The organism is Actinoplanes sp. NPDC051470, from assembly GCF_040682035.1.
GTDB lineage: Bacteria > Actinomycetota > Actinomycetes > Mycobacteriales > Micromonosporaceae > Actinoplanes.
The window spans coordinates 84242-106632 of the sequence record NZ_JBFBAA010000022.1; the positions used below are offsets into that span (position 1 = coordinate 84242).

Below are 22391 nucleotides of genomic sequence, written 5' to 3' on the forward strand. Positions count from 1 at the left end.
CGGGGGTCAGGAGGGTAGGCCGCCGACCTGGGTGTTGATCCAGGAGCGGATGGACGGCAGGTCGCCGTAGATGGACGGGGCGGTGGCGCAGGTCGGGTTGTTGTTGCCGGCCCGGCTTGTGGCGCCGATCAGGTTCCAGCGGCCGCTGATCTGGCGGACCTGGGGGCCGCCGGAGTCGCCGTAGCAGGCGCCGGCGTTGCCGTTGGTGTTGTTGGTGCAGATCTCGTAGCCGGCGTTGATGCCGGAGCAGCGGCTGTCGGCGACGATCGAGGTGTCCAGCTCGTTGGCGATCCGCGGCGCCGAGCCGCAGCCGCTCTGCGGGCAGGTCTGGCCCCAGCCGATGATCCGGGTGGCGGTTCCGGTCGCGCCCGAGGTGGTCGGGATCGGCGCCGGCGCGTACGACACGGAGGACGACAGCTCGAACAGCTTGACGTCGATGGTGGGGTTGCTGACCGCCCGGCGGACCGCGACGACGGTGCCGCCGCTGGACCGGTCGACGCTGCCGACCCGCACCGAGCCGGGCGTCGGGCAGTGCTTGGCCGTGACCACCCCGTTCGCCTTGATCAGCGAGGCGGTGCAGCCCGAGCTGTAGACCAGGAACGAGTAGTTCTCGCTGGCCGGTCGGCCGCCGACGACAAGCGGCGTGGGGTCGGCGTTCGCGGCGGCGGGCACGCCGAGCCCGACGGCCACGGTGGCGGCGAGGAGGAGGGTACGCACGAGGATACGCATGCCACGGAGAGTAGCGTTACAGAGACGTTCATCGATACATCCTGAACGATGCCTAACGCCATGCGATGGGTAGGGTCATGCCCGTGCGGGGGAGACGGCTCCATGAGGGTGACCGGGTGCGGCTGGTGTCACCGGCCAGCTTCGCCGACGACGCGTGGGTCGAGCAGGTCGGCGCGGTTCTGGCCGGGTGGGGGCTGAAACCCGAGGTGGGTACGCACGCCCGCGACCGCCACGGGTACATGGCCGGGCGCGACGAGGACCGCCTGGCCGACCTGAACGAGGCGTTCCGCGACCCGGGCGTACGCGCGGTCGTCGCGGTGACCGGCGGGGCGGGCGCCTACCGCATCGTCGACGGCATCGACGCCGAGGCCGTCCGCGCCGACCCGAAGCCGGTGATCGGCTTCAGCGACATCGCCAACCTGCACGTGTGGCTCTGGGCGCAGACCGGCCTGGCGACCATCCACGGCTGCGTCGGCGCCGGCGGCCGCACCGACGCCACCGCCCGCCGGCTGCTCTTCGAGCCCGAACCGATCACCCTGCACGGTTCCGCCCTGGTGGACGGGCGCGCTGAGGGCGTACTCGCCGGCGGCTTCTCCGGCGCGGTCAGCAACTTCATCGGCGCCGGGCTGCCCGGCCTGGACGGCGCCATCCTCTGCCTGGAGGGCGCGCAGGGCGTGCACTTCGACCGGTTCCTCTGGACGCTCGGGCGCAGCGGGCTCCTGGCCGGGATCCGCGGCGTCGCGCTCGGCGACCTCAGCGGCTGCGAGGCCGGCCTGGACGCGGAGGTGGCGCTGGGCATCGTCCGCGACCGGCTGGGCGGGCTGGGCGTGCCGATCCTGAGCGGGCTGCCGTTCGGCCACCGGGCCGACCAGATGTGCTTCGCGCTCGGCGTACCCGGCGTCATCGACACCGAAGCCGGCACCCTGACCACCGGCCCGGCGGTCCACTGATGGAACAGTTCATGGGTACGGGCGAAGCGACGTTCCGGCATCTCGAGTCGTGGCGCCGGCACCGCGTGGGCGGCCATCACGGCGACTCGCCCGGCGTGCTGCCGCTCCGGGTCACCGGCGAGGCGTGGGTGCCCGGGCGCGCCACCGGCCTGCTGCTCGGCGGCGACCTGGCCGCGATCCGGGCGATGATCGGCGCCGGGCTGCCCGACCTGACCGGCGCCATCCTGCTGCTCACCGGCGAACGTACCCTCGGCCTGGGCCAGGTCGACCGCCAGCTGACCCACCTGCGCCGGGCCGGTGTCCTGGCGAGCGTGGCCGGGGTGGCCGTGGGCCGGTTCACGGGCTTCGACGGCTACGCCGACCGGGGCTGGACGCTGACCGACGTGCTGAAGGACCAGCTCGGCGGCCTGCCCGTCCCGGTGGTGGCCGGCCTCCCGCTGGGACCGGGCTGCCCGGCCGTCCCGCTCGGCGTCGAGGCGGTCCTCGATCAGGCCACGCTGACGGTGACGACGTCGCCCAGCGCGAACGGCTCGCCGGTCACCACCTGAGGCGCGGCGAACGCGGCCGCGTCGAGCGTCATGCGCGCCGCGCCGGGCAGCTCGGTCGTGCTGAGCTCCCACGTGCCGGCCGCGGCCAGGGTGACCAGCGCCCCGCCGTCGCGGAAGGTCGCCAGCGTGAGCTGACCGCGGTCCGGCCGGCCGGGCGGTGCCGGGCGGCCGCGGTCGGGCATCGCGTTCAGCCAGGCGTTGTCCGGCATCAGGCGCCGCAGCTCGTGGATGAGGTAGGGGCTGGCCTCCAGCCACCCCTCGGCGAGGCGGCGCAGCGCCCGGTCGCGGCGTCCCCACGGTCGCGTCGCGGCCGACAGCACCGCGTGGCCGGCCCCGGCCAGCGCGGCGCTGATCTCCCCGAGCGGGACCCGGCCGACCTGCTTGGCGTAGCGCACCGAGCGGACCAGCATCATCGCGAACTTCAGGACCAGCGCCGCGTCAACGGCGCCGGCGGAGAGGCGGGCCCGCCGTTCCGGCTCGGGGACGCGCGACGGCCGTTCCACGGGGGTGATCGCATCCGCGGCCCGGCCGGCCGGTGACAGATGCCAGCACGGGTCGTCGACCGAGATCGTGCCGCCCGACCCGGTCAGCAGGCCGCGGGTGCCGACCCGGATCGTTGCCCCGTCGAGGGCGGCGCCGCCGGCGTCGGCGCTGTCCAGCCGGGCCTCGTGAATCTCGGCGAGGCGCAGCGTGACGGTCGCGTCCGGTCGGCCGTCCGGAACGTCGAAGCGCCGCGGCGTGGCCAGCGTGACATGGCCGACGAGCCGTGTCCCGGCCCGCTCGATCAGGAAGCTCCGCAGGGTGGCCTGGTCGAGGGCGTAGTCGCCGGGGCCGGCCAGCGGCTCCGTCGCCGGTCGGACGTGGCCGAGGTGGTCGCGATGGTGCTTGGGCCGGTCCGGGGCCGGGCCGAGGATCCGTTCGCCGACGATGTCGCTCATCCACGCCCGGCGCCCCGGCCCCAGGTCGGCCATCCAGCGCAGGGCGTCCCTGGCCCGCTGTTCCCGCCGCCACGGCGGCGACCACGCGACGTCGAAGAACGGGAAGGTGTTGTTGTCCCAGACGTCCGGTCATCCCGCTGCTCAGCGACCCGGCCCTGGCCACGGCGCGGATCGCCCGGACGGTGGGTGTCGAGGAGGCCGACCTGCCGCCGGAGGTCCTGGCCGAGGCCTTCCTCGCGATCTCCGGTCTCGGCGTCCGGCTCCCGGCCGGCCAGGTCGTCGACTTCTTCCGGCACGGCGCGCAGGCCGGCGACTGAGCCCTACCGCTCCGGATCCCATTCCACCAGCTGGTCGAAGAGGAGCCGGTTGCCGTCCAGCTTCAAGGAGTCCAGCGGGAGCCGGCCGTAGAGGGCGAGGACCAGCTCGTGGGCCGAGCCCTCGGCCGTGGCGTCGGCCGCCTGGCCGGGCCCGGCGAGGCGGAACACCCGGGCGCCGTCGCCGGAGAGCTGGTTGCGCCAGGAGCGGCCCTCGCCGACGTGGTAGTCGACGACCGCGGGCTCGTGCGGCCAGGCGACCGTGGTCGTGCAGAAGGTGGTCAGGAACTCCTCGGCCGCGTCGACGGCGATCGCGTCCGGCAGCGGCTCCGGCGCGCCCACGGTGAGCTGGGCGTCGTACGTGTGCACGGCGATCTCGGCGAGCTGGCGCCGGGCGACGGCGGCGCAGGTCAGCGGCGACTGCGACCGGCCCCACCAGGCCCAGCAGGCCCGATCGGGACCGGCCTCCCGCAGGGCGTCGAGCAGTTGCCGCGTGGATTCGGCCGACCACTCCGCCAGGGCCTCGCTCTCCCGAGGGGCGGCCGGTTCACCCTGCGGTATGACCTTCGCCGTGGCTTGCGGCCCGGCGACGACCGTGGCGGCCCAGGCGCGGCGCCCCTCGCCCAGATGCTTCACCAGGTCGAACAGCGTCCACTCGGGGCAGGTCGGCACCGTCACGTCGAGGCTGGGCGCGGAGGCGACCGCCGCGCGGAAGGCGGCCGACCGGTCGTCGATCGCGCGCAGCAGGTCAGGGAATTCCAGGGTTTGTTCCACTGTGGCTGTCTACCACCAAGGTCAACCAATTTCGCGGCATCTCGGTGGTCTCCGGGCCGAGGGCGTCGGCGGCGCGGGCGGTCAACCGGCTCAGTTCCGCGGTCCTCGTTCGGTCGGCACCAGGACGAGCCGGCGACCTCGCCGGCCTGCACGCGGTGGGGTCGGCCGGCGGATGCCTCACCCGCCCGGGGGACGCGCTGACGACCAGTTGAGCGTCTCGCGGTCGTGCGTCCAGCCGCTGCGCTGGTAGAACGGCACGGCCCGGGCGCTGGAGTGCACCGTCACGTGCTCCAGTTCCAGCCGGCGGGCCTCGTCGAGCACGGCCGACATCAGCTGGGCGCCGATCCCGTGGTCGCGCAGCTCGGGGACGACGAACACCGACTGCACGTCACCGCTGCGCCGCGAGTACTTGTTCGCGGTCGGCACCCGGTCGAGGACGGCCAGCCAGGCCATCCCGACGACCTCGCCGCCGGCCTCGGCCACGAACGCCCGGTGGCCGGGGTGAGTACGCATCCAGTCGGCCAGCGTGGCGACGAACTCGTCCAGGTTGTCGCCCTGGTGGTCGTGGTCCTGGGTGGCCCGCCGCCAGCGCAGCCCGGCCAGGGCGGCCGCGTCGGCGTCGGAGGCCGGGCGCACCGTCACCGCGAGGCCGGTCACGACGCGGCCTGGCGCGAGAGAGCGGCGGGCCAGAGGGCGACGAACGGCTTGACCGCGGGATCCCAGGGCTGGACCCCCTCGACGAAGGCGGCGGCCAGGCCGCGGGTCCTCGGGTCGGTGGAGGTCATCGCGTCCTCCAGGAGGTAGAGGCAGCGCCGCACGAGCTCGGTGTCGCCGGCCCGCCACGCGGCCAGGACGAACGGGGTGACGTCGAGGTCGAGGAAGACGTGCTGGAGGACCTCGCCGTGGGAGGCGATGTGGGCGGCCAGCGCCTCGCGGAGTTCGGGGACCTCGCGGACCAGGGAGCGGATCACGCCCTCGTACGACAGGTCGCGGCTCTCGGCCAGCAGCGCCAGCGTCTCGGGGAACTGGGAGTGCAGCGGGAAGGGGAGCCGGTCGGCGGTGAACCAGCCCAGCTCGTCGAACTTGTGCGGCTCGCCGATGCGGGCGTGGCGGGCGTCCAGGCGGACCGAGAAGACGACCGCGACCCAGTGCGACGGCGGGTCGGTGCGGAGGATGTTGCGTACGCCGCGCTGGGTGATCGACAGCGGCGGGGTGCCGTACTCCTCGGTGACCTCGCGGGTGACCGCCTGCTCGAAGGTCTCGCCGAACTCGATCGCGCCGGCGCCGCAGTCCCAGGCGCCGGGTTCGTCGCGGGCGCCGGCCGAGCGGCGGGCCAGCAGGATGCGGCCGGCGTCGTCGTGGCAGACGAAGACGCAGGAGACGTCGGGCTTCATGGGCGGGTCGCGCTCCCGAGGATGTGCGGGCCGGCCGGGCCACGCGGGCCGGTGGCCGGGAACACGAAGCGGTCGATCGACGTGATCCGGAACCCGGCCGCGGTGATCGCGGCGGCGGTGTCGCGGCCAGTGTGGCAGCCGCCCATCAGCGGCGGCCACAGGGTTTTGTCCATGATCCGTTGCACCCGCCGCAGCGCCCCGGGCTCGGTGGCCGCGACGTGTTCGAAGAAGCGCAGCTCCCCGCCGGGGCGGATCACCCGGTGCAGCGAGGCCAGCGCCGAGGCCTGGGACGGCACCGAGCACAGCACCAGGGCGGTCACGCCGGCGTCGAACGCGGCGTCCGGGCCGGGCAGGGATTCGGCGAGCCCGTCGACCACGGTCACCGGGACCGGCGCGGCCGAGGCGGCGTCGAGGGCCGCCGCGCGCAGGTGGGGCTCGGGTTCGACCGCGACCACCTCGGTCACCGCCGGTGGGTAGCAGGCGAACATCCGGCCGTTACCGGCGCCCACCTCGATCACGCGCCCGCGCAGGCCGGCCACCGCGGCGCGCCGGTGGGCGGCGACACCGTGCTCGTCCATCACGACGCTGGCTCGCTGGTAGAGGCGGGCGAACAGGGGACGTGATCGACTGGCCACGGCTGAAGGGTCTCACGCGCGGGCGAACCCGGCGATCAGGTCGAGGCCGGGGTGGTAGCCGTCGGTGGTGTCCACGTCCAGGGTCGGCACGTCCAGGCTGATCGGGGTCCACGACGCGTCCGGCGGGCGGGACAGGTGGCCCCGGTCGTCGTGGGCGGCCCGGGTCGGTATCGCCAACCGCTGCTCGACGCGGGCCAGGGCGACGACCGGGTCGACGTGGCAGCGGACGATCCGGATCGCGGCCAGGCCGGCCAGCGGGGACAGGATCGGGCGCCACAGCCGGTCCTGGAAGGCGGCCTCGGCGACGACCGTGCAGCCCGCCCGCAGCAGCACGCCGAGGGTGTCGAAGAACGCGTCGTAGGTGCGGCGCATCGTGCGGTCCGGCGTACCCGCGAGGGTCATGCCCTCGCGGATCTCGTCGCGGCAGATCGCGGGACAGCCCACCGCGCGCGCGATCTCGTGGGCCAGGGTGGTCTTGCCGCTGCCGGGTTGCCCGCTCACCACGATCAGGGCGGGCGGGCTCATGCGGTCGAGGATACGTGCTGATCTTGGACGGCTCGCGTGCTGGCCACCCCGAGCACGACGATCGCCGCCCCCAGCGCGGCGACGATCCACCACACGGCGGCGCCGGCCACGAGCGAGCCGAGCACGGCCACGCCCAGAGCGTTCCCGGTGTTGCGGCTGGTCGAGGCGATCGCGGCGGCCACCCCGGCCTGGTGGATCGGCAGGCCGGAGACCGCGGTGTTGGTGATCGGCGAGTTGACGAAGCCGAAACCGATGCCGAACAGCACGAACGCGACGATCAGGAGCGCGGCGGGACTGGTCGCGGTGAGCCGGGTGAGCAGCAGCGCCGACAGGCCGATGAAGACGCCGGCGATCACCAGGGGCGGGCGGGCGCCGCGGGCACCGACCAGGCGGCCGGACAGCGGCGCGCAGACGAAGGTCATCGCGGCCATCGGCAGGATGTACAGGCCGGCGTGCAGAGCGCTGTAGCCGCGTACGTCCTGCAGGTAGATCGTGGTCAGGAAGAGGAAACCGCCGAGCGCGGCGAAGGCGCACACCGCGATGACGGTGGCGCCGGCCAGGGGCGGGCGGCGGAAGAGCCGTACATCGAGAAGTGGATCTTCGCGGGTCAAGGAATGCCGCACGAGGAGAACGAGGGCGAGCGCGGCCACGACGAAACCCGGCCAGAAGCGTTCGATCAGGCCGTACGTGAGCGACGCCAGCACCGTGAGGACAAGCACCTGACCGACCGGGTCTAAGCGCCGTGCTCGTGACGGCGAGGACGGGACGAACACGGCGACCAGCACGATCGCGGCCACCCCGATCGGCACGTTGATCCAGAAGATCGACCGCCAGCCGAACGACGCCACCAGCAGGCCACCGACCACCGGGCCGGCCGCCATGCTCAGCCCGACCACGCCGCCCCACACGCCGATGGCCCGGGCGCGCTCCCGCCGGTCGGTGAACGTGTTTGTGATGATCGACATAGCGACCGGGTTGAGCATCGACCCGCCGACCGCCTGGAGCATGCGGAAGGCGATCAGCCAGCCCAGCGTCGGCGCCACGCCGCACAGCAGCGACCCGGCGGTGAACAGGGCCAGGCCGGTCTGGAAGACGCGGCGCCGGCCGAACCGGTCGGCCAGGGATCCGCCCAGGATGAGCAGGCTCGCGACCACCAGCGTGTAGGCGTCGATCACCCACTGCAACCCCGAGACGTCGGCGTCGAGGTCGGTGCGCAGGCTCGGCAGGGCGATGTTCACGATCGTGACGTCGAGGCCGACGATGAACAGGCTCATGCAGCAGATGGCGAGGATGAGCAGGCGACGTCGCCGGGCGGGTTCAGGCATCACCTGACATAGTGCCAAGGTGTGGAGATGACGAAGATTTGGCCGGGCAATCCATACCCGCTGGGGGCCACCTACGACGGCGGCGGCACCAACTTCGCCCTGTTCTCCGAGGTCGCCGAGCGGGTCGAGCTGTGCCTGTTCGACGAGGACGGCAAGGAGACCCGCGTCGATCTGCCCGAGCGCGAGGCCCTGGTGTGGCACGGCTATCTGCCGCGGATCGAGCCCGGCCAGCGGTACGGCTACCGCGTGCACGGCCGCTACGACCCGGCCGCCGGCCTGCGCTGTGACCCGGGCAAGCTGCTGCTCGACCCGTACGCCAAGGCGATCGACGGGCACATCGAGTGGAACCAGGCGCTGTTCTCGTACCGGTTCGGCGAGCCCGACACCTTCCACGAGGGCGACTCGGCGCCGTACTCGATGCGCTCGGTCGTGGTCAGCCCGTTCTTCGACTGGGCCAACGACCGCCCGTTGCGCGTCCCGATGCACCAGACGGTGATCTACGAGGCCCACGTCAAGGGCATGACGATCGACCACCCGGGTATCCCCGAGGACGTCCGGGGCACCTACTCGGGCCTGGCCCACCCGGTGATGATCGAGCACTTCAAGAAGCTGGGTGTGACCGCGGTCGAGCTGATGCCGGTGCACCAGTTCGTGCACGACAGCGGCCTGATCGAGAAGGGCCTGTCGAACTACTGGGGTTACAACACCATCGGGTTCTTCGCGCCGCACAACGGCTACGCCTCGTTCGGTGGGCGTGGCGGGCAGGTGCAGGAGTTCAAGACGATGGTCAAGGCGCTGCACGCGGCCGGGATCGAGGTGATCCTGGACGTGGTCTACAACCACACCGCCGAGGGCAACCACCTGGGTCCCACGCTGTCGTTCCGCGGGGCCGACAACCCGGCCTACTACCGGCTGGTCGACGAGGACAAGCGCTACTACTACGACACCACCGGCACCGGGAACAGCCTGAACGTGCGGCACCACGAGTCGCTGCGGCTGATCATGGACTCGCTGCGGTACTGGGTCACCGAGATGCACGTCGACGGGTTCCGCTTCGACCTGGCGTCCGCCCTGGCCCGCGAGTTCCACGAGGTGAACCGGCTGGCCGCGTTCTTCGACCTGGTCAATCAGGATCCGGTGGTGTCGCAGGTGAAGCTGATCGCCGAGCCGTGGGACGTCGGCGACGGCGGTTACCAGGTCGGCGGGTTCCCGCCGCTGTGGACCGAGTGGAACGGTAAGTACCGTGACTCGGTCCGCGATTTCTGGCGTGGTGAGCCGTCCAGCCTGGGGGAGTTCGCGTCGCGGTTCGCCGGTTCGTCCGACCTGTACGAGATCGACGGCCGCCGTCCGATCGCGTCGATCAACTTCGTCACCGCCCACGACGGCTTCACCCTGACCGACCTGGTCTCGTACAACGACAAGCACAACGAGGCCAACGGTGAGGAGAACCGGGACGGCGAGAGTCACAACCGGTCGTGGAACTGCGGCGCCGAGGGCCCCAGCGACGACAGTGAGGTCAACAAGCTACGGGAACGGCAGAAACGGAACTTCCTGGCCACGCTGCTGCTCAGCCAGGGCGTGCCGATGGTCTCGCACGGCGACGAGCTCGGGCGGACCCAGGGCGGCAACAACAACGTCTACTGCCAGGACAACGAGATCGCGTGGATGGACTGGGCCGACGCCCGCAACCACGATCTGCTGACCCGGTTCACCGCCAGCGTCGTGAAGCTGCGCAAGGACCATCCGGTGTTCCGGCGGCGGCGGTTCTTCCAGGGCGAACCGGTGCCCGGCACCAAGGTCACCGACATCGCCTGGCTGCGGCGCGACGGCGAGCCGATGACCGAGGCCGACTGGAACGCCCGCGGCGGCATGACGATGACCGTGTTCCTCAACGGCAAGGGCATTCCGGAGCGGGACGCGCTGGGCGAGACGATCAGCGACGACTCGTTCCTGCTGCTGTTCAACCCGCTCGGCGAGGACGTGACGTTCACCCTGCCGCAACGCGCGTACGGCTCGACGTGGGAGATCGTGGTGAGCACGGCCGACCCGATGCTCGCCAACCGGCGGCGGGTCACCAAGGCCGGCGGTGGTCTGCCGGTCGGCGGACACACGATGGTGGTGCTGCGTTGCCGCTACTAGACCTTGATCGTTTCGTACGCGCGCAGGACGGCGGCGTCTTCGGGAAGGCGGTGGCCGAGCTGCGTGCGGGCCGCAAGCGCAGCCACTGGATGTGGTACATCTTCCCGCAGCTGGACGGCTTGGGTTCGAGCCCGACCGCCGGCCGGTACGCCATCTCGGGGCTGGCCGAGGCTCAGGCGTACCTGGCGCACCCGATCCTGGGTCCTCGCCTTCTGGCCGCCGCCTCCGCGGTCCTGGAAGCGTCGCCGGAACGGACCGCCTCCGACATCCTGGGCTATCCGGATGATCTGAAGTTGCGCTCGTCGATGACGTTGTTCGCCGCGGCAGCTGCCGACCCCCGTCCGTTCGAGCAGGTGCTGGAGCGGTTCTACGACGGCCCCGACGAGCGCACCCTCCAGCTGCTCAGTGCGGCACGCCCGTCTTGAACGGGTCGTGGTCGGTGAGCAGCTTGTCGATCCGGGCCTGGTCGACCCGGTTCACCACCGACGAGCTCTCCTGCTGGTCGCGGACCACCTTGGCGAGCGTGAACGACGACGTGACCACGTAGAGCAGGCCGATCGCCAGGAATCCGCGGATCCAGGCGTTGACCGGCAGGTAGGCGATGCCCACCGACACGGCGGTGAGCGCGATGCCGAAGGACGCGACGGCCTGTCCCATGAAGGCGGCGGTCGGCTTGGCGGGCTTGTTCTCCATGCCGGCAGAGGCTTGCCGGTAGTGACGTCGGTGACCTGAGGTTGCGTACTCACTTGAGCTTTGCGGGACGATAACGGCATGGCAGACGTGATCGTCATCGGCGGGGGCATCATCGGGCTGACGGCGGCCGTACGCCTGCAGGGGGCCGGCCTGGCCGTCGAGGTCTGGTCGCCGGGCGGCCCCGACCACACCGTCTCGCTCATCTCGGCCGCGGTCTGGTACCCGTCGTACACCGACTACACCCCGCAGGTGCGGCGGTGGGCCCTGGACGCGTACGACGAGTTCACCCGCCAGGCCGCGGCGTCGGTGCCCGGCGTGCTGCTGCGGCCGACCCGCAACGTCGGCATGCCCGTCGATGACCTGTGGTGGGCGCCGCCCGGCCTGACCGTGACCGGCACCGACTCGGCCGCGTTCGTCGCGCCGATGGCCGAGATGGCCCGCTACCTGCCGTGGCTGTCGGCCCAGGTCCCGGTGGTCCAGCGGTCGGTCGCGTCGCTCGACGAGGCGCTCGCTGAGGCTCCGCTGGTGGTGAATGCCTCCGGCCTGGCCGCGCGAACCCTCGCGGGTGATGACGCGGTGTTTCCCGCGCGGGGTCAGATCGTTCTGGTACGCAATCCCGGCCTCACCGAATCCGTGCGTACGCCCGGCGCCTACGTGCACCCGCGATCGTCGGACGTGGTGCTCGGCGGCACCTTCGAGCCCGGCAACTGGGACCTGACACCGTCGCCGGCGGTCACCGACGGCATCCTGTCCCGGACGGCCGCCCTGGTCCCCGCCGTGGCCGGCCTGCCCGTGATCGGTTCACGCGTCGGCCTGCGGCCCTGCCGGCGCGGTGGTCCCCGGGTCGCCCGCGAGGGCCAGATCATCCACGCGTACGGCCACGGCGGCGCCGGAATGACCCTGTCGTGGGGCTGCGCCGCCGAGGTCGTACGCCTCGCTATCGGCTAATCGTCGTCGTCCCCGCCGTCGTCCCCGTCGTCATCGTCATCGCCCTGGTCGCCGCCGGGGCAACCGGTGAGCGTCAGCAGCGCGACCCCGCCACCGACCGCGAGCAGCGCCCGGCCGAAGAAGGCCCGGCGTCCGAGAGTGTGTTCCTCCGACTCGTCCATGCGCGCATTGTGCCAGGGATCGGGCCGGGTCTACGTTTCTCACATGCCAACTGTCACCACATCGGACGGCGTCGAGATCTTCTACAAGGACTGGGGTTCCGGTCAGCCCATCGTGTTCAGCCACGGGTGGCCGCTCTCCGCCGACGACTGGGACACCCAGCTGCTGTTCTTCCTCCGGCACGGTTTCCGGGTGGTCGCCCACGACCGGCGCGGCCACGGGCGCTCGACCCAGGTCAGCGACGGCCACGACATGGACCACTACGCCGCCGACCTGGCCACCCTCACCACCCACCTCGACCTGCGGGACGCCGTGCACGTCGGCCACTCCACCGGCGGCGGCGAGGTGGCCCGCTACATCGCCCGGCACGGCGAGGGCCGCGTCGCCAAGGGCGCCCTGATCAGCGCGGTGCCGCCGATCATGGTGCAGTCCGCCGCCAACCCCGGCGGCCTGCCCAAGAAGGTCTTCGACGACCTCCAGTCGGCGCTGGCCGCGAACCGCACGGGCTTCTACCGCGACCTGGCGGCCGGCCCGTTCTACGGCTACAACCGCGACGGCGCCGAGCCCTCCGAGGCGATCATCCAGAACTGGTGGCGCCAGGGCATGATGGGCGGCGCCAAGGCCCACTACGACGGCGTCGTGGCGTTCTCACAGACCGACTTCACCGACGACCTCAAGGCCATCACGGTGCCGGTCCTGGTCATGCACGGCGACGACGACCAGATCGTGCCGTACGCCGACTCCGCCCCGCTCTCGGCCGCGCTGCTGCCGCACGGCACGCTCAAGACGTACGCCGGCTTCCCGCACGGCATGCCCACCACCGAGGCCGACACCATCAACGCCGACCTGCTGGCCTTCATCCAGTCCTGACCGCTGCCGGTGAACCCGGCTCACCGTCGCCGCCACGCCTAATCCTTCGGCGCGGCGGCGACCGCCTACGCCGAACATCGCCCCGACTACGCGCGGGCGCCCGTGAGGTGGGCGCTGGAGCACACGCCCGGATCCGCGCGTTCCTGGCGGCCAGGCCGGAGACCGCGTCCGGCGAGTTCACCCTCACGACGCTCACCTGCGTGCTGACCCTCCGGCGTTAGAGGACCCCTCGTCCAGGATGAAAGCTCTGTGTCGTTCTAGAGTGAGACCACCGCAGGCGACAGACTTCACCCAGCGCACTGGCGAGGTTCCTCGCCGTCTTACCGCGTTGGCATCCGCCACACGCAGCCGGCGCGGCCAAAATCACGAATTGAACGCCAATGCAATCGCAGGAGAGTGGGATCCGGTGAGTACGCGGTGGAGATGGTTGCACTGCTCATCACCAAGGCTGCACAGGTAGTCGAGGATGCATCTCTCCGGAGCGCCACGCCATGGCTTTCTCTGGGCTCCTCTGCCTCTAGCCATCTGTGATTCAGCGAGCGCCATCTCCTGCCTCAATGTAAAAGGCAAACGATCTCGGTCCTGAATAGACCACTCGTGGAGAAGCAGTACGAGCTTGCGCAAAAGGTTCTGTTGACCACGTTGCATCATGGCAACGTCAGACCGCTCGATAATGTAACCGCGGGTGATCTGTTTCAGAACCTGAATCTCGTGCCATTTTTCGCTTTGGAGGGCGATGAACGGGCCGGTAGCCCAGAACCGTTCTTTCCGGATCTCGACGGAATTGACGTATCGGTTGATCAGCGCCGAGCAATGATCGCGTGCTGAGGTCGCAGGTAAGCCGTTGTTGTCGGAAGATGATCGCCCCCGTTCCGTCGGGAAGCCACGCTGGAGAGTTGCGGAGACCTCTTCCAGCGCAGATTTGTACAGAGTCTCATCGAAGTAGCCCGGATAGCCTGAATCCAGATCTCGCCAAAGTCTTTCGAACGGAGATTGACCGCTAGGATCAGACTTTTGCCGAGCGTACTTGAGATGCCCTTCTATTTGACTCATGTCAAGTAGGTTTGCATGATAGAAGTCTTCGAGGTCATGAACGGCATACGTAATGTCGTCTGCGATGTCCATGATCGAAGATTCGAGAGTCTGTACGTCGTCCGGAAAACCGGGAGGGAGAAACTCTCTGGCATGTTCTAACTCGTCAATTTCGGCTTTGTAGACACTAAATTTCTTGGACTTGAGCACCTGGGCGGGGGAGTCCTCGTTCTTGTCCGTATTGCCGGTAAACCGCTTCCATGGGTATTTCATCAGTGCAGCTCTGGTCGCGGCGGTGAAATTCATTCCGTCGTAGCCAATGCTGCGCTTCTCCAGTTTGGTCGCGATGCGGATGGTCTGCGCGTTGCCCTCGAAGCCATCAGGCAGATTCAAGACGGTTCTCGCGACATCATCGAGCACCTGTTCGCCAATGTGTCCGAATGGCGCATGGCCCAGATCATGGGCCAAAGAGGCGGCCTCCACCACGTCCGGGTCCACCCCGCCTAGAGCCAAGGCCAACTCTTGGCCGGCGACATCACCAATAATCTGCTCCGCGATGCTGCGCGCCACTTGCGCGACGCGGAGCGAATGGCTCATTCTGTTGTTCAGCAGAGCGCCACCGTCATTTGACGAAACAACCTGCGTTACCCGCCCGAGCCGCAGCCAGCTGGTGGCATAAAGTATGCGATCTCGATCACGTCGAGATTGAGATCGACTTTCAGACCCTTCTTTCGTAGAGCCTGGATAGCGCCTCTTTTCACGGCTCGCCTGCATTCGCGCCACCTCGTCTGAGGATGAAGGCGCGACGGCCCTAGCCGGGCTCGTGCTCATCGCTACAGGTCACTGCTTGCCAGCTCGATCCAAGAACCGGTTCCCGGCGCTACCTGTCGTCCTGTCAACCGAGCCAGAGCAACGCGCACATCATCCTCGCTGACCCCGGTCCGCGCTGTCACGCCGAGTAGGAGATCGTGCAGCCGGAGGCCACCGCCGGCACCGCTCAACACGGCAATAATGGTGTCGCCGATACAGTCGATCGCCTCGTCTTCCTCAAGAAGGCTCACATCGCTCAGAGGTAGCATCGGTTCCCGCCTCTCAAATTCGGCAGCAATCTCGCCGAAGGAACGGTCCACGTCATGGTCCGACGGTTCGCGCCATTCAGAATGCATAGCGCGACTCGGTCGAGTATGAAGCTACCGGCGGATCTTCATTGATGCGGGAAAAAGAGACCAGTATGGAAATACGCCAAAAGGGGATCTGAGTCACTCTTCTTCTCACTGATATCGTAAGTTACAGCACCTCAGCGCCGGCACCTCCCGGGGGAAGGCGCCCAAGCAGGCTAGCCGATGGCAGGGTTCGTGTGATCATCCAGTTGGCTGCTTACGCGAGAGAGAATAGTTACTCACGGGGCCGTCGAGGTTCGTGTTTCATTGTTTTACTTTGCTGCCGGTCCCAAGAGGTTTGTGACCATGACGAACGAGAAAGCCCTACGTGAGGATGACGAACTCCGGGTGTTCGTGGCGGAGGAAGTCATGGTGGGAGATGTCCCAGCCGTAGGCGCCGGCCCGGGGGAACAGCAGCACGTCGCCGATGCGGAGGTGGGTGACGTGGGCGTCGCGGGCGAGGATGTCGCGGGGCGTGCAGAGTTCGCCGGCCACGTCGAGCGCGACGTCGGAGACCGAAGGGCGTGGCCAGTCATAGGGCCACTCGTCGATCGGGACGACCGTGAAGGGGTGGCTGTAGCCCCAGGCGGCGGGCAGGCGGAAGTGGTGGGTGCCGCCGCGGAGCACGGCGAACCAGCGGCCCTGGGTCTGCTTGAGGTCGATGACCTCGGCGGCGTACCAGCCGGCGTCGGCCGCGAGGAAGCGTCCCGGCTCGAGGATCAACTCGACGCCGCGGGGCAGCTCGACGCCGCTGGGCAGTGCGACAGCGTCGGGCGGCGATGAAATGTCGAATTCAAGATCAAAATCGCGCGCGACGTCGCCGCCGCCACCTCCCCCGCCCCTGTGGGTGGGCGGAAATATAGCGCGCGCCTCTGACAGTTCCGCGGCGTTGTCCACAGGCGTGGAGCCGCCCGCCGGCCCGGTCAGCCCGCCGGCGAGCACTGACAGGTCGAACACCTGGTCACCGGTGTAGTCGACGCCCAGCCCGCCGCCCACATTGACGACGCGCAGCTCCAGCCGGTGCTCGTCCGCGGTCGCCACCGACCACTCCAGGGCGGAGCGGATGAAGGCAGCATGCGCCGCCGCGTCCAGGTTGTTGGAGGCGGCGTGCAGGTGAAAGCCCCGAACATCAACCCCACGAGACCGGGCGAGCCGCAGCAGAGAGCCCAATTCCGACGGGTCCACGCCGAACTGGGTCGGGACCCCGGCCATGGCGTGGCTGCCGGAGAGCCCACCGCCGGCCCGGTTGACCCGAATGGCCACCGACGCCCCGCCAGGGACCCGCCGCAGCTCCTGGGCGCTCTCGACGTTGATCAGAGCGCCCGCCCGGGAAGCCGCCGCAAGCAGGTCGTCGGTCTTGGCCGGCCCGCTCACCACCACCCGCCGCGCGCCCACGGAGAGGGCGAGATCCAGCTCGCCCGACGATGCCACATCCACCCCGTCCAGGGCGGAGGCCAGCGTGCGGACCACGGCCGGATGGCTGTTGGCCTTCACGGCGTACAGCAGCGTGGCGTGGGGAAGCGCCGAGCGCAACCGCCCGGCGCGGGCCCGCAGCACGCTCAGGTCGTAGATGTAGCCGCAGCGTGGCCGGCGCAGCGCGCGGACGGCCGCGAGGACGCGCTCAGGCATGCAGCGGGTTCCGTACGGGGATGTAGGCGTCGCCGCCACCGGTCAGACGCATCCGGACCAGGGCCTTGTGCGGGACCGTCGGAGCGGTGAACGCGGCGTGGTCCCGCCGCGCCGCGGGCGAGGAGCCCAGCTGGTCGTAGGTCTCGTCGACCACCCGCCGGACGACCTGCCAGGCGCTTGCCTCATCGACGCCCAGGTGGATGATCAGCTCGCCCAGGTGGGCCTGCAGCGCGGTGTAGCCGATCTTGGCGCGCAGCACCGCCTCGTCGTCGGTGCCGATGACCGAGCCGGGCCACGGGTGCAGGGTGTGCCCGGCGGCGGCCAGGCGGGGCAGGTGCAGGCGCAGCCCGGCGAAGTCGCGCAGCACCAGCCGGGTGGGGGCACCGGCGATGAAGGTGGGCAGGCAGTTCTGCAGGTGGGCCTCGAACGCCACGCCGAGCGCGGTCCAGCGCAGCAGCGGGGGCAGAAGCAGGTTGGCGTACGCGGAGAGCCAGTCCAGCGGGGACCGGCCGTAGGCGGCGAGCAGGTGTGGCAGCTTGGCGGGGATCGCGCCGCCGGGGATGGCGACCTCGCCGTCGGCCAGGCGTCCGGTGAGGCCGTCGCGCAGGATGGCCGACATGTCGCGGCCGGAGCCCGCGGGGACGGCGGCGCCGGCCGTCTCGGCGAGCAGGATGAGGCTCGGTTCGCCGGCGGCCAGCCGGTGCAGCAGGGCCGATACGGCGGGGCCGTTGCGGGTGCTGGCGACGCTGATGCTGCGGCGGGTCGACGTGACCTGGATGTCCAGGGACACCTTGAGGTAGCGGCGGCGGCCGTCGACGCCGGGGGGAAGCAGGAGGGTACGCAGGGCGGCGGTCGGGGTGGCCTCGATGGTGGCGTCGAGGATCCGCAGCGCGCCGGCCCGGATCAGGTCGGCGTACCGCTCGGGCAGGACCGTGTCGCGCTGCCACGGGTGGACCGGCTGGAGGCGGTAGCCGGGCGGGGCCTCGGGCAGGTGCGGGTATGCCTGGAGCAGCGCCGCGCCCAGGTCGTCGCCGAGGTGCCCGTCGTCCCGGACGGCCACGAAGCCGATCTCGGTGGCGCCGGCCTCGAGGTCGTAGGCGAGCACGTCGGTGGTGTCCCAGCCCAGCCGGGTACGCCCGCACGGGTGCAGGTTGTGCCCGGCCACGGCCAGCCGTTCCAGCGCGATGGCCGCCGCGTCGGGGTCGCTCTCCTCAGCAGCGGACGGGCGGGCCATGGCGACGGCCAGGTTGACCACCGCGTTGCGCAGTTCGGCCGCGAAGCCCGGCGCGTCCAGCCCGGCCAGCAGGTCGACCGGGTCGTCGGCGCCGGCCTCGGCGAACTCGACCCGGTCGAACCCGTACGCGACACCCTGCCCGGCGTGCCGGGCCCGCGCGTCGCCGATGTCCTCCCGCACCAGCGCGCCGCGCAGCTTGCGCCCGACGATGCCGGCCGCCGCGGGCAGCGCCGCGGTGAACCCGCTCACCAGTGCCGGCGCGTGTACGGCCAGCGCGGCCTCGGCGTGCCAGGCGGCGACGGCGAGCCGTCCCTCGGTCAGGCTGTGCGTCATCGGGCTCCCGCCATCGGGTTGTCGAGGTGGCACCACAGGTCGTCGAGCGGTTCGGCGGCGAGCCGCATCGCGGTGGTCGCCTTGATCGGCAGCGGCTCGGTCAGCAGCTTGTCCGCGTCGGCGGTCCGGCTGCCCCGGATCGCGTCCGAGATGATCTCCCACAGCCGCTCCGGGTCGGCCGCCAGGTGTCGTTCCAGCAGCGTGACCAGCTGGTAGGCCACGGTGCCGAGCGCCGCCGCGGCCACCTTGGCCCGCAGCTCGCCTGGGTCGTCGCAGGGCAGGTCGCCGATCAGCTCCGGCCCCGTCCGCAGCCGCGTGGGGCTCACCCGCACCCCGCCGAAGTCCCGGTAGAACACCCGCGCCGGCCGCCCGCTCCGCAGCCCGACCAGCGTGTTCTGCCCGTGCGCCTCGAGCGCGACGCCGCGGTCCAGCAGGTGCGTCAGCGGCGGCAGCCAGATCGTGGCCAGAGCGTCGAGCCAGGTGTACGGGTCTCCGCCCGCCCGGGTCACCGCCTGCACGATCAGCGGGGGCGTGCCGGCGCCGAGCGCGCCCAGCGGCACCACGGCCTCGTCGGCGTGTGGTCGCGGCGCCTCCCGGATCAGGTGGGCCATCCGGCGCTGGGCCATCACCTGCCCGGTCGCGGTCTCCCGCAGCACGTGCAGCGTGGGCAGGTCGCGGGCGAGGTCGGTGAGCAGGGCGGACAGGCGCGGGCCGTTGTGGACGGCGGCGGGGGAGACGGTGCGTACGGCGGAGGTCATGCGTACGTCCACAGCGGTCTTGACGTGGGAGCCGCCGTCCGTCGGCGCGAAGGTGCGCAGGGACATCAGCGGTCGCATCGGCCCGGTCTCGCCGGCGTCGCCGAGCCACGGGTGTTCGGCCCGGAGCCGTTCGGCCTGCCACGGGTGGGCGAGCAGCACGGGCGGCCCGTCGCCACGCCAGCGGTCCGGCGGGACGGCCAGTTTCCGCAGCCGGACGGTGACGTGGTGCTCCGGCCCGTACATGAGGACGTCGGTGGTGGTCATGCCTTCGCGGGTGCGGCAGCAGGGGTGCAGCGGGTGCCCGTCCACGACGAGTTGTTCGAGCCGGCCCAGGCCGTCCGGGTTGCCCTCGGCGTCCCGCAGCGTGGTGGGGTCGCCGCCGGTGGGTTGCGCGGCGATGGCCAGCGCCAGGTTGGCGACGCTGTTGTCCAGCTCGGCCACCAGCGCCGCCCCCGGCCACAGCCGCCGCGCCAGGTCGCCCGGCTCGCGGATCGGCACGCCGTCCACGTCCGCGGTGGTGCCGGGCCGGTCGGCGAAGGGCTCGGCGGCCGCCGTGGGAAAGATCACGGTCCGGCCGTCGGCGAAGATCGCCCGGAAGAGACCGTTTCCGGGGTGCGGGCCACGGTCCACGAGAGAGGGGAGGGGTTCGCGGCGCAGGGCCCCCAGCAGGCGGCCGAGGATCGCGGCGTTGGCCCCGTCGACCGCGGCGTCGAAGCGTTCCAGCAGCTCAGGGCGGGAGCGCCGAAGCTCGGAGCGGGTCTGCGCCACATCGGGGATGGGCGTGGGGGGCTGAACCACGTCATCCATTCTCCTAACCCGCGCACCCACTAACATCCTAGGACGGTCTACAGGGTGTGCGCCCGTCGACATCGGGTCACGGCCGTGTGACCCGATGTGCGAGTCTGCGGGGATGGGTGATGCGGTACGGCCGGCGCGGCTGCGCGAGGGCGATCTGGTTGAGCTGGTGTCGCCGTCCGGCGCGGCCGACCGGGCCGTCGTCGAGGTCGCGGTGGGGGTGTTGTCCGGCTGGGGTCTGCGGGTACGGCTGGGCGAGCATGCGCTGGGCCGCCGGCACAGCTACCTGGCCGGCACGGACGAGCAGCGCCTGGCCGACCTCAACACCGCCCTGCGCGATCCCGAGGCGCGGGCGGTCATCTGCGTGCGCGGCGGCTACGGCATGCAGCGCATCGTCGACGGCGTCGACGTCGAGGCGGTGCGCGCCGACCCGAAGCTGGTGATGGGCTTCTCCGACATCACGGCCCTGCACGTGGCCCTGTGGTGCGAGGCCGGGCTGGCGACCGTACACGGACCGACCGCGTCTTCGCTGGCCCGAGGCCTGAACAACCGGACGGCGTCGAGCGCCCGCTCGCTGCTGCTGGAGGGTGCGCCGGCCGCGGTGGCCGCCGACGAGGCGGAGGGCACGTTCGGTGTCCGGGCACCGGGGCGGGCGACCGGCATCCTGCTCGGCGGCAACCTGACCCTGCTGGCCACCGGCGCCGGCGCCCGCCACCGCCCCGACCTGACCGGGGCGATCCTGCTGCTCGAGGACGTGAACGAGGAACCGTACCGGGTCGACCGCTCCCTGGTGCAGCTGAAGCGGGCGGGCTGGCTCGACAACCTGGCCGGTGTGGCGGTCGGCCAGTTCACCGACTGTGGCGAACCGGGCTACGCCGAGCCGTCCGTCGCCGATGTGCTGGCCGAGGAGTTGTGCTCGCTCGGGGTGCCCGTGCTGGGCGGCCTGCCGATCGGCCACGGCGCACAGCAGGTGGCGGTCGGCCTGGGCGTCCCCGCGGTCCTCGACGCCGACGCCGGCACCCTGACCGTCGAGCCGGCGACGGCCTAGCCCCCACTTCCCGGCACGGGATCCGATTCATCGCCCTGTCATTGCCGACCTCACGCATTGCCGACCTCACGGCTCGACTCGGCGATGCGTCCGCTTTGGCCGCGGTCTCCGGGCTCGCCGGCACGACGTCGGCCACGGCGGCGGCTCGGTGTCCCGGAAGCCGCCGTGGATCAGCGTCCGGCGGGCGCCGGACCTCCGTGACGGTGCTGTGACCAGGGCGCGAAGTGCCCTGTGGACAACGACAAACAACGTCACATTCGCGCGCTACATTGGCGCTTGGGGACTAACGTTCGGGAAAGTCACGCTAACCAAGATCAAGCGATAACCATCGATAGTGGTGATCGTTGATGTGGCGTGAGAAGTTTTCTGACTTCCGCCGAAGAGGCAGTCTACGGCCGGTTCACCGGCCCGCCTGAGCGGGCGGTCCTTGAGCGGTTCTTCTTCCTGGACGACGCGGACCGGGACCTGGTCGCGTCCAAGCGCGGTGATCACAACCGATTGGGTTTCAGTCTTCAGCTGGTGACGGTTCGTCATCTGGGCCGGTTTCTGGAGGATCCGCTCGATGTGCCGGGCGTGGTGGTCGACTACGTGGCCTCGCAGATCAAGGTCGCCGACCCGTCGTGCGTGAAGGCGTATCTGGAGCGGAAGCCGACCCGGTTCGAGCATCAGGCGGAGATCTGCGAGGTGTACGGGTACCGCTCGTACCCGTCGGCGAAGGATGGGCTCCTGGCGTGGGTGGGTGATCAGGCGTGGGCCACCGGGGACGGGCCCAAGGCGTTGTTCTACTCGGCGGTGGCCCGGTTGCGGGCCGAGCTGGTGTTACTGCCCGGGGTGACGATGCTGCGTGATGACGTGGCCGGTGCCCGGAAGGCGGCCGAGACCCGGTTGTACGCGGCGCTGGCGGGGGTGGTCACCGCGGAGCAGGCCGGTGACCTGGAGCAGATCCTGCGGGTGCCGGAGGGCCAGCGCCGGTCGCAGTTGGATTTGTGGCGGCGTGGGCCGACCAACCCGACCGGGCGGGGCCTGGTGAAGTCTCTGGACCGGGTGGCGCAGATCGCGGGGCTGCACCTGGGCTCGGTGGACGTAGCCGGCACTGGTGTGCCGACGCGCCGGTTGATCGAGCTGGCCCGGATGGGTTTCGAGGCGAAGGCGCCGAAGCTGGCGGCGTTGACGTATCACCGGCAGATCGCGACGTTGCTGGCGACGGTGCGGTGGCTGGAGGTCACCGCGACCGATGACGCGCTGGAACTGTTCGACGTGTTCATGGCCGGTGAGCTGATCGGGCGGGCGGGCGCAGCTCGGACAAGAAGCTGAAGCGTTCGCACGGGCAGGCCCGGTATGCCGGGGTGCTGTCGGCGGCGATTGCGGTGCTGTTCGAGGCGGAGACCTGGGGCGAGGCTGTGCCCCTCGCCGTAGTGTGGGACGCAATCGAGACAGCGGTGGGGTCGCGGGCGAAGCTGC

At 70.8% G+C, this 22391-nt stretch carries 24 protein-coding genes; 9 read left to right on the forward strand and 15 right to left on the reverse strand.

The window, feature by feature from the left end:
- Positions 1-6 precede the first annotated feature (6 nt).
- Complete coding sequence (locus tag AB0M54_RS31955) at positions 7-729, reverse strand: trypsin-like serine protease (RefSeq protein WP_364475419.1); 723 nt, start codon at positions 727-729, stop codon at positions 7-9.
- Between the two features lie 83 nt (positions 730-812).
- Here AB0M54_RS31955 and AB0M54_RS31960 point away from each other — a divergent pair, with 83 nt between their 5' ends.
- Together AB0M54_RS31960 and AB0M54_RS31965 are read left to right on the forward strand one after the other, a co-directional pair.
- Positions 813-1679, forward strand: coding sequence for an LD-carboxypeptidase (locus tag AB0M54_RS31960; protein ID WP_364475421.1), 867 nt, complete (start codon positions 813-815; stop codon positions 1677-1679).
- An 11-nt stretch (positions 1680-1690) separates the two neighbouring features.
- Complete coding sequence (locus AB0M54_RS31965; protein WP_364323036.1) at positions 1691-2227, forward strand: hypothetical protein; 537 nt, start codon at positions 1691-1693, stop codon at positions 2225-2227.
- On the opposite strand, the gene AB0M54_RS31970 is transcribed toward AB0M54_RS31965, so the two are convergent.
- Positions 2167-3198, reverse strand: coding sequence for a hypothetical protein (locus tag AB0M54_RS31970; protein ID WP_364475423.1), 1032 nt, complete (start codon positions 3196-3198; stop codon positions 2167-2169). The genes AB0M54_RS31965 and AB0M54_RS31970 overlap by 61 nt on opposite strands.
- A gap of 149 nt (positions 3199-3347) precedes the next feature.
- Here AB0M54_RS31970 and AB0M54_RS31975 point away from each other — a divergent pair, with 149 nt between their 5' ends.
- The gene (locus tag AB0M54_RS31975) at positions 3348-3482 is read left to right on the forward strand and encodes a hypothetical protein (protein ID WP_364475425.1); all 135 of its coding nucleotides are present in this window, start codon (positions 3348-3350) and stop codon (positions 3480-3482) included.
- Between the two features lie 3 nt (positions 3483-3485).
- On the opposite strand, the gene AB0M54_RS31980 is transcribed toward AB0M54_RS31975, so the two are convergent.
- The 6 genes from AB0M54_RS31980 to AB0M54_RS32005 form a co-directional block, all read right to left on the reverse strand.
- On the reverse strand, positions 3486-4253 hold the full coding sequence (locus tag AB0M54_RS31980; RefSeq protein ID WP_364323043.1) for a maleylpyruvate isomerase family mycothiol-dependent enzyme: 768 nt from the start codon (positions 4251-4253) through the stop codon (positions 3486-3488).
- Positions 4254-4430: 177 nt separating this feature from the next.
- Positions 4431-4910, reverse strand: coding sequence for a GNAT family N-acetyltransferase (locus AB0M54_RS31985; protein ID WP_364323045.1), 480 nt, complete (start codon positions 4908-4910; stop codon positions 4431-4433).
- Entirely contained in the window at positions 4907-5647 is a 741-nt protein-coding gene (locus tag AB0M54_RS31990; RefSeq protein WP_364323047.1) for an NUDIX domain-containing protein, read from the reverse strand. The genes AB0M54_RS31985 and AB0M54_RS31990 overlap by 4 nt, the downstream gene beginning before the upstream one ends.
- Entirely contained in the window at positions 5644-6282 is a 639-nt protein-coding gene (locus tag AB0M54_RS31995) for a methyltransferase domain-containing protein (protein WP_364475427.1), read from the reverse strand. Before AB0M54_RS31995 ends, AB0M54_RS31990 begins: the two co-directional genes overlap by 4 nt.
- A gap of 12 nt (positions 6283-6294) precedes the next feature.
- A complete protein-coding gene (locus AB0M54_RS32000; RefSeq protein WP_364475429.1) occupies positions 6295-6807 on the reverse strand; it encodes an AAA family ATPase in 513 nt (170 codons plus the stop codon).
- Positions 6804-8132 carry an MFS transporter gene (locus tag AB0M54_RS32005; protein ID WP_364475431.1) on the reverse strand — a complete coding sequence of 443 codons (1329 nt, stop codon included), beginning with the start codon at positions 8130-8132 and terminating at the stop codon, positions 6804-6806. Before AB0M54_RS32005 ends, AB0M54_RS32000 begins: the two co-directional genes overlap by 4 nt.
- A 27-nt stretch (positions 8133-8159) precedes the next feature.
- On the opposite strand from AB0M54_RS32005, the gene glgX reads away from it, so the two are divergent.
- Positions 8160-10271, forward strand: a complete 2112-nt coding sequence (gene glgX, locus AB0M54_RS32010; protein WP_364475433.1) for a glycogen debranching protein GlgX — start codon at positions 8160-8162, stop codon at positions 10269-10271.
- Entirely contained in the window at positions 10259-10696 is a 438-nt protein-coding gene (locus AB0M54_RS32015) for a DUF1810 domain-containing protein (RefSeq protein ID WP_364475435.1), read from the forward strand. The genes glgX and AB0M54_RS32015 overlap by 13 nt, the downstream gene beginning before the upstream one ends.
- Here the strand turns inward: AB0M54_RS32015 and AB0M54_RS32020 are convergent.
- Positions 10674-10964, reverse strand: coding sequence for a YiaA/YiaB family inner membrane protein (locus AB0M54_RS32020; RefSeq protein ID WP_364323060.1), 291 nt, complete (start codon positions 10962-10964; stop codon positions 10674-10676). The two genes, AB0M54_RS32015 and AB0M54_RS32020, sit on opposite strands and share 23 nt — an antisense overlap.
- Positions 10965-11042: 78 nt before the next feature.
- Between AB0M54_RS32020 and AB0M54_RS32025 the strand changes: the two genes are divergently transcribed.
- Positions 11043-11912: an FAD-dependent oxidoreductase gene (locus AB0M54_RS32025; RefSeq protein ID WP_364475437.1), complete on the forward strand. Its 870-nt coding sequence runs from the start codon at positions 11043-11045 to the stop codon at positions 11910-11912.
- Here the strand turns inward: AB0M54_RS32025 and AB0M54_RS32030 are convergent.
- Entirely contained in the window at positions 11909-12073 is a 165-nt protein-coding gene (locus AB0M54_RS32030; protein WP_364475439.1) for a hypothetical protein, read from the reverse strand. The genes AB0M54_RS32025 and AB0M54_RS32030 overlap by 4 nt on opposite strands.
- A gap of 43 nt (positions 12074-12116) precedes the next feature.
- Between AB0M54_RS32030 and AB0M54_RS32035 the strand changes: the two genes are divergently transcribed.
- Positions 12117-12941 (forward strand): alpha/beta hydrolase, encoded by an 825-nt coding sequence (locus AB0M54_RS32035; protein WP_364475441.1) that lies wholly within the window; start codon positions 12117-12119, stop codon positions 12939-12941.
- Between the two features lie 363 nt (positions 12942-13304).
- On the opposite strand, the gene dgt is transcribed toward AB0M54_RS32035, so the two are convergent.
- From dgt to AB0M54_RS32060, 5 genes are all read right to left on the reverse strand, one after another.
- Positions 13305-14747 carry a dGTP triphosphohydrolase gene (dgt, locus tag AB0M54_RS32040; RefSeq protein ID WP_364475443.1) on the reverse strand — a complete coding sequence of 481 codons (1443 nt, stop codon included), beginning with the start codon at positions 14745-14747 and terminating at the stop codon, positions 13305-13307.
- 59 nt (positions 14748-14806) lie between these two features.
- Positions 14807-15103 (reverse strand): hypothetical protein, encoded by a 297-nt coding sequence (locus AB0M54_RS32045; protein WP_364323076.1) that lies wholly within the window; start codon positions 15101-15103, stop codon positions 14807-14809.
- Positions 15104-15457: 354 nt separating this feature from the next.
- Entirely contained in the window at positions 15458-16762 is a 1305-nt protein-coding gene (locus tag AB0M54_RS32050) for a type III PLP-dependent enzyme (protein ID WP_364475445.1), read from the reverse strand.
- The gene (locus AB0M54_RS32055; RefSeq protein ID WP_364475447.1) at positions 16755-18329 is read right to left on the reverse strand and encodes an IucA/IucC family protein; all 1575 of its coding nucleotides are present in this window, start codon (positions 18327-18329) and stop codon (positions 16755-16757) included. The genes AB0M54_RS32050 and AB0M54_RS32055 overlap by 8 nt, the downstream gene beginning before the upstream one ends.
- Complete coding sequence (locus AB0M54_RS32060) at positions 18326-19885, reverse strand: IucA/IucC family protein (RefSeq protein ID WP_364475449.1); 1560 nt, start codon at positions 19883-19885, stop codon at positions 18326-18328. Before AB0M54_RS32060 ends, AB0M54_RS32055 begins: the two co-directional genes overlap by 4 nt.
- Positions 19886-19997: 112 nt before the next feature.
- On the opposite strand from AB0M54_RS32060, the gene AB0M54_RS32065 reads away from it, so the two are divergent.
- Both AB0M54_RS32065 and AB0M54_RS32070 read left to right on the forward strand, forming a co-directional pair.
- Positions 19998-20930, forward strand: a complete 933-nt coding sequence (locus tag AB0M54_RS32065; RefSeq protein ID WP_364475451.1) for an LD-carboxypeptidase — start codon at positions 19998-20000, stop codon at positions 20928-20930.
- 354 nt (positions 20931-21284) lie between these two features.
- Positions 21285-22244 (forward strand): DUF4158 domain-containing protein, encoded by a 960-nt coding sequence (locus AB0M54_RS32070; protein ID WP_364475453.1) that lies wholly within the window; start codon positions 21285-21287, stop codon positions 22242-22244.
- Positions 22245-22391: the final 147 nt, after the last annotated feature.

Bases quoted from the DNA above. Each gene is read 5' to 3' on its own strand.
- AB0M54_RS31955 (WP_364475419.1), bottom strand. From the start codon at position 729: ATGCGTATCCTCGTGCGTACCCTCCTCCTCGCCGCCACCGTGGCCGTC.
- AB0M54_RS31965 (WP_364323036.1), top strand. From the start codon at position 1,691: ATGGGTACGGGCGAAGCGACGTTCCGGCATCTCGAGTCGTGGCGCCGG.
- AB0M54_RS31970 (WP_364475423.1), bottom strand. From the start codon at position 3,198: ATGGCCGACCTGGGGCCGGGGCGCCGGGCGTGGATGAGCGACATCGTC.
- AB0M54_RS31990 (WP_364323047.1), bottom strand. From the start codon at position 5,647: ATGAAGCCCGACGTCTCCTGCGTCTTCGTCTGCCACGACGACGCCGGC.
- AB0M54_RS32000 (WP_364475429.1), bottom strand. From the start codon at position 6,807: ATGAGCCCGCCCGCCCTGATCGTGGTGAGCGGGCAACCCGGCAGCGGC.
- AB0M54_RS32005 (WP_364475431.1), bottom strand. From the start codon at position 8,132: ATGCCTGAACCCGCCCGGCGACGTCGCCTGCTCATCCTCGCCATCTGC.
- glgX (WP_364475433.1), top strand. From the start codon at position 8,160: ATGACGAAGATTTGGCCGGGCAATCCATACCCGCTGGGGGCCACCTAC.
- AB0M54_RS32020 (WP_364323060.1), bottom strand. From the start codon at position 10,964: ATGGAGAACAAGCCCGCCAAGCCGACCGCCGCCTTCATGGGACAGGCC.
- AB0M54_RS32025 (WP_364475437.1), top strand. From the start codon at position 11,043: ATGGCAGACGTGATCGTCATCGGCGGGGGCATCATCGGGCTGACGGCG.
- AB0M54_RS32030 (WP_364475439.1), bottom strand. From the start codon at position 12,073: ATGGACGAGTCGGAGGAACACACTCTCGGACGCCGGGCCTTCTTCGGC.
- AB0M54_RS32035 (WP_364475441.1), top strand. From the start codon at position 12,117: ATGCCAACTGTCACCACATCGGACGGCGTCGAGATCTTCTACAAGGAC.
- dgt (WP_364475443.1), bottom strand. From the start codon at position 14,747: ATGCAGGCGAGCCGTGAAAAGAGGCGCTATCCAGGCTCTACGAAAGAA.
- AB0M54_RS32050 (WP_364475445.1), bottom strand. From the start codon at position 16,762: ATGCCTGAGCGCGTCCTCGCGGCCGTCCGCGCGCTGCGCCGGCCACGC.
- AB0M54_RS32055 (WP_364475447.1), bottom strand. From the start codon at position 18,329: ATGACGCACAGCCTGACCGAGGGACGGCTCGCCGTCGCCGCCTGGCAC.
- AB0M54_RS32065 (WP_364475451.1), top strand. From the start codon at position 19,998: ATGGGTGATGCGGTACGGCCGGCGCGGCTGCGCGAGGGCGATCTGGTT.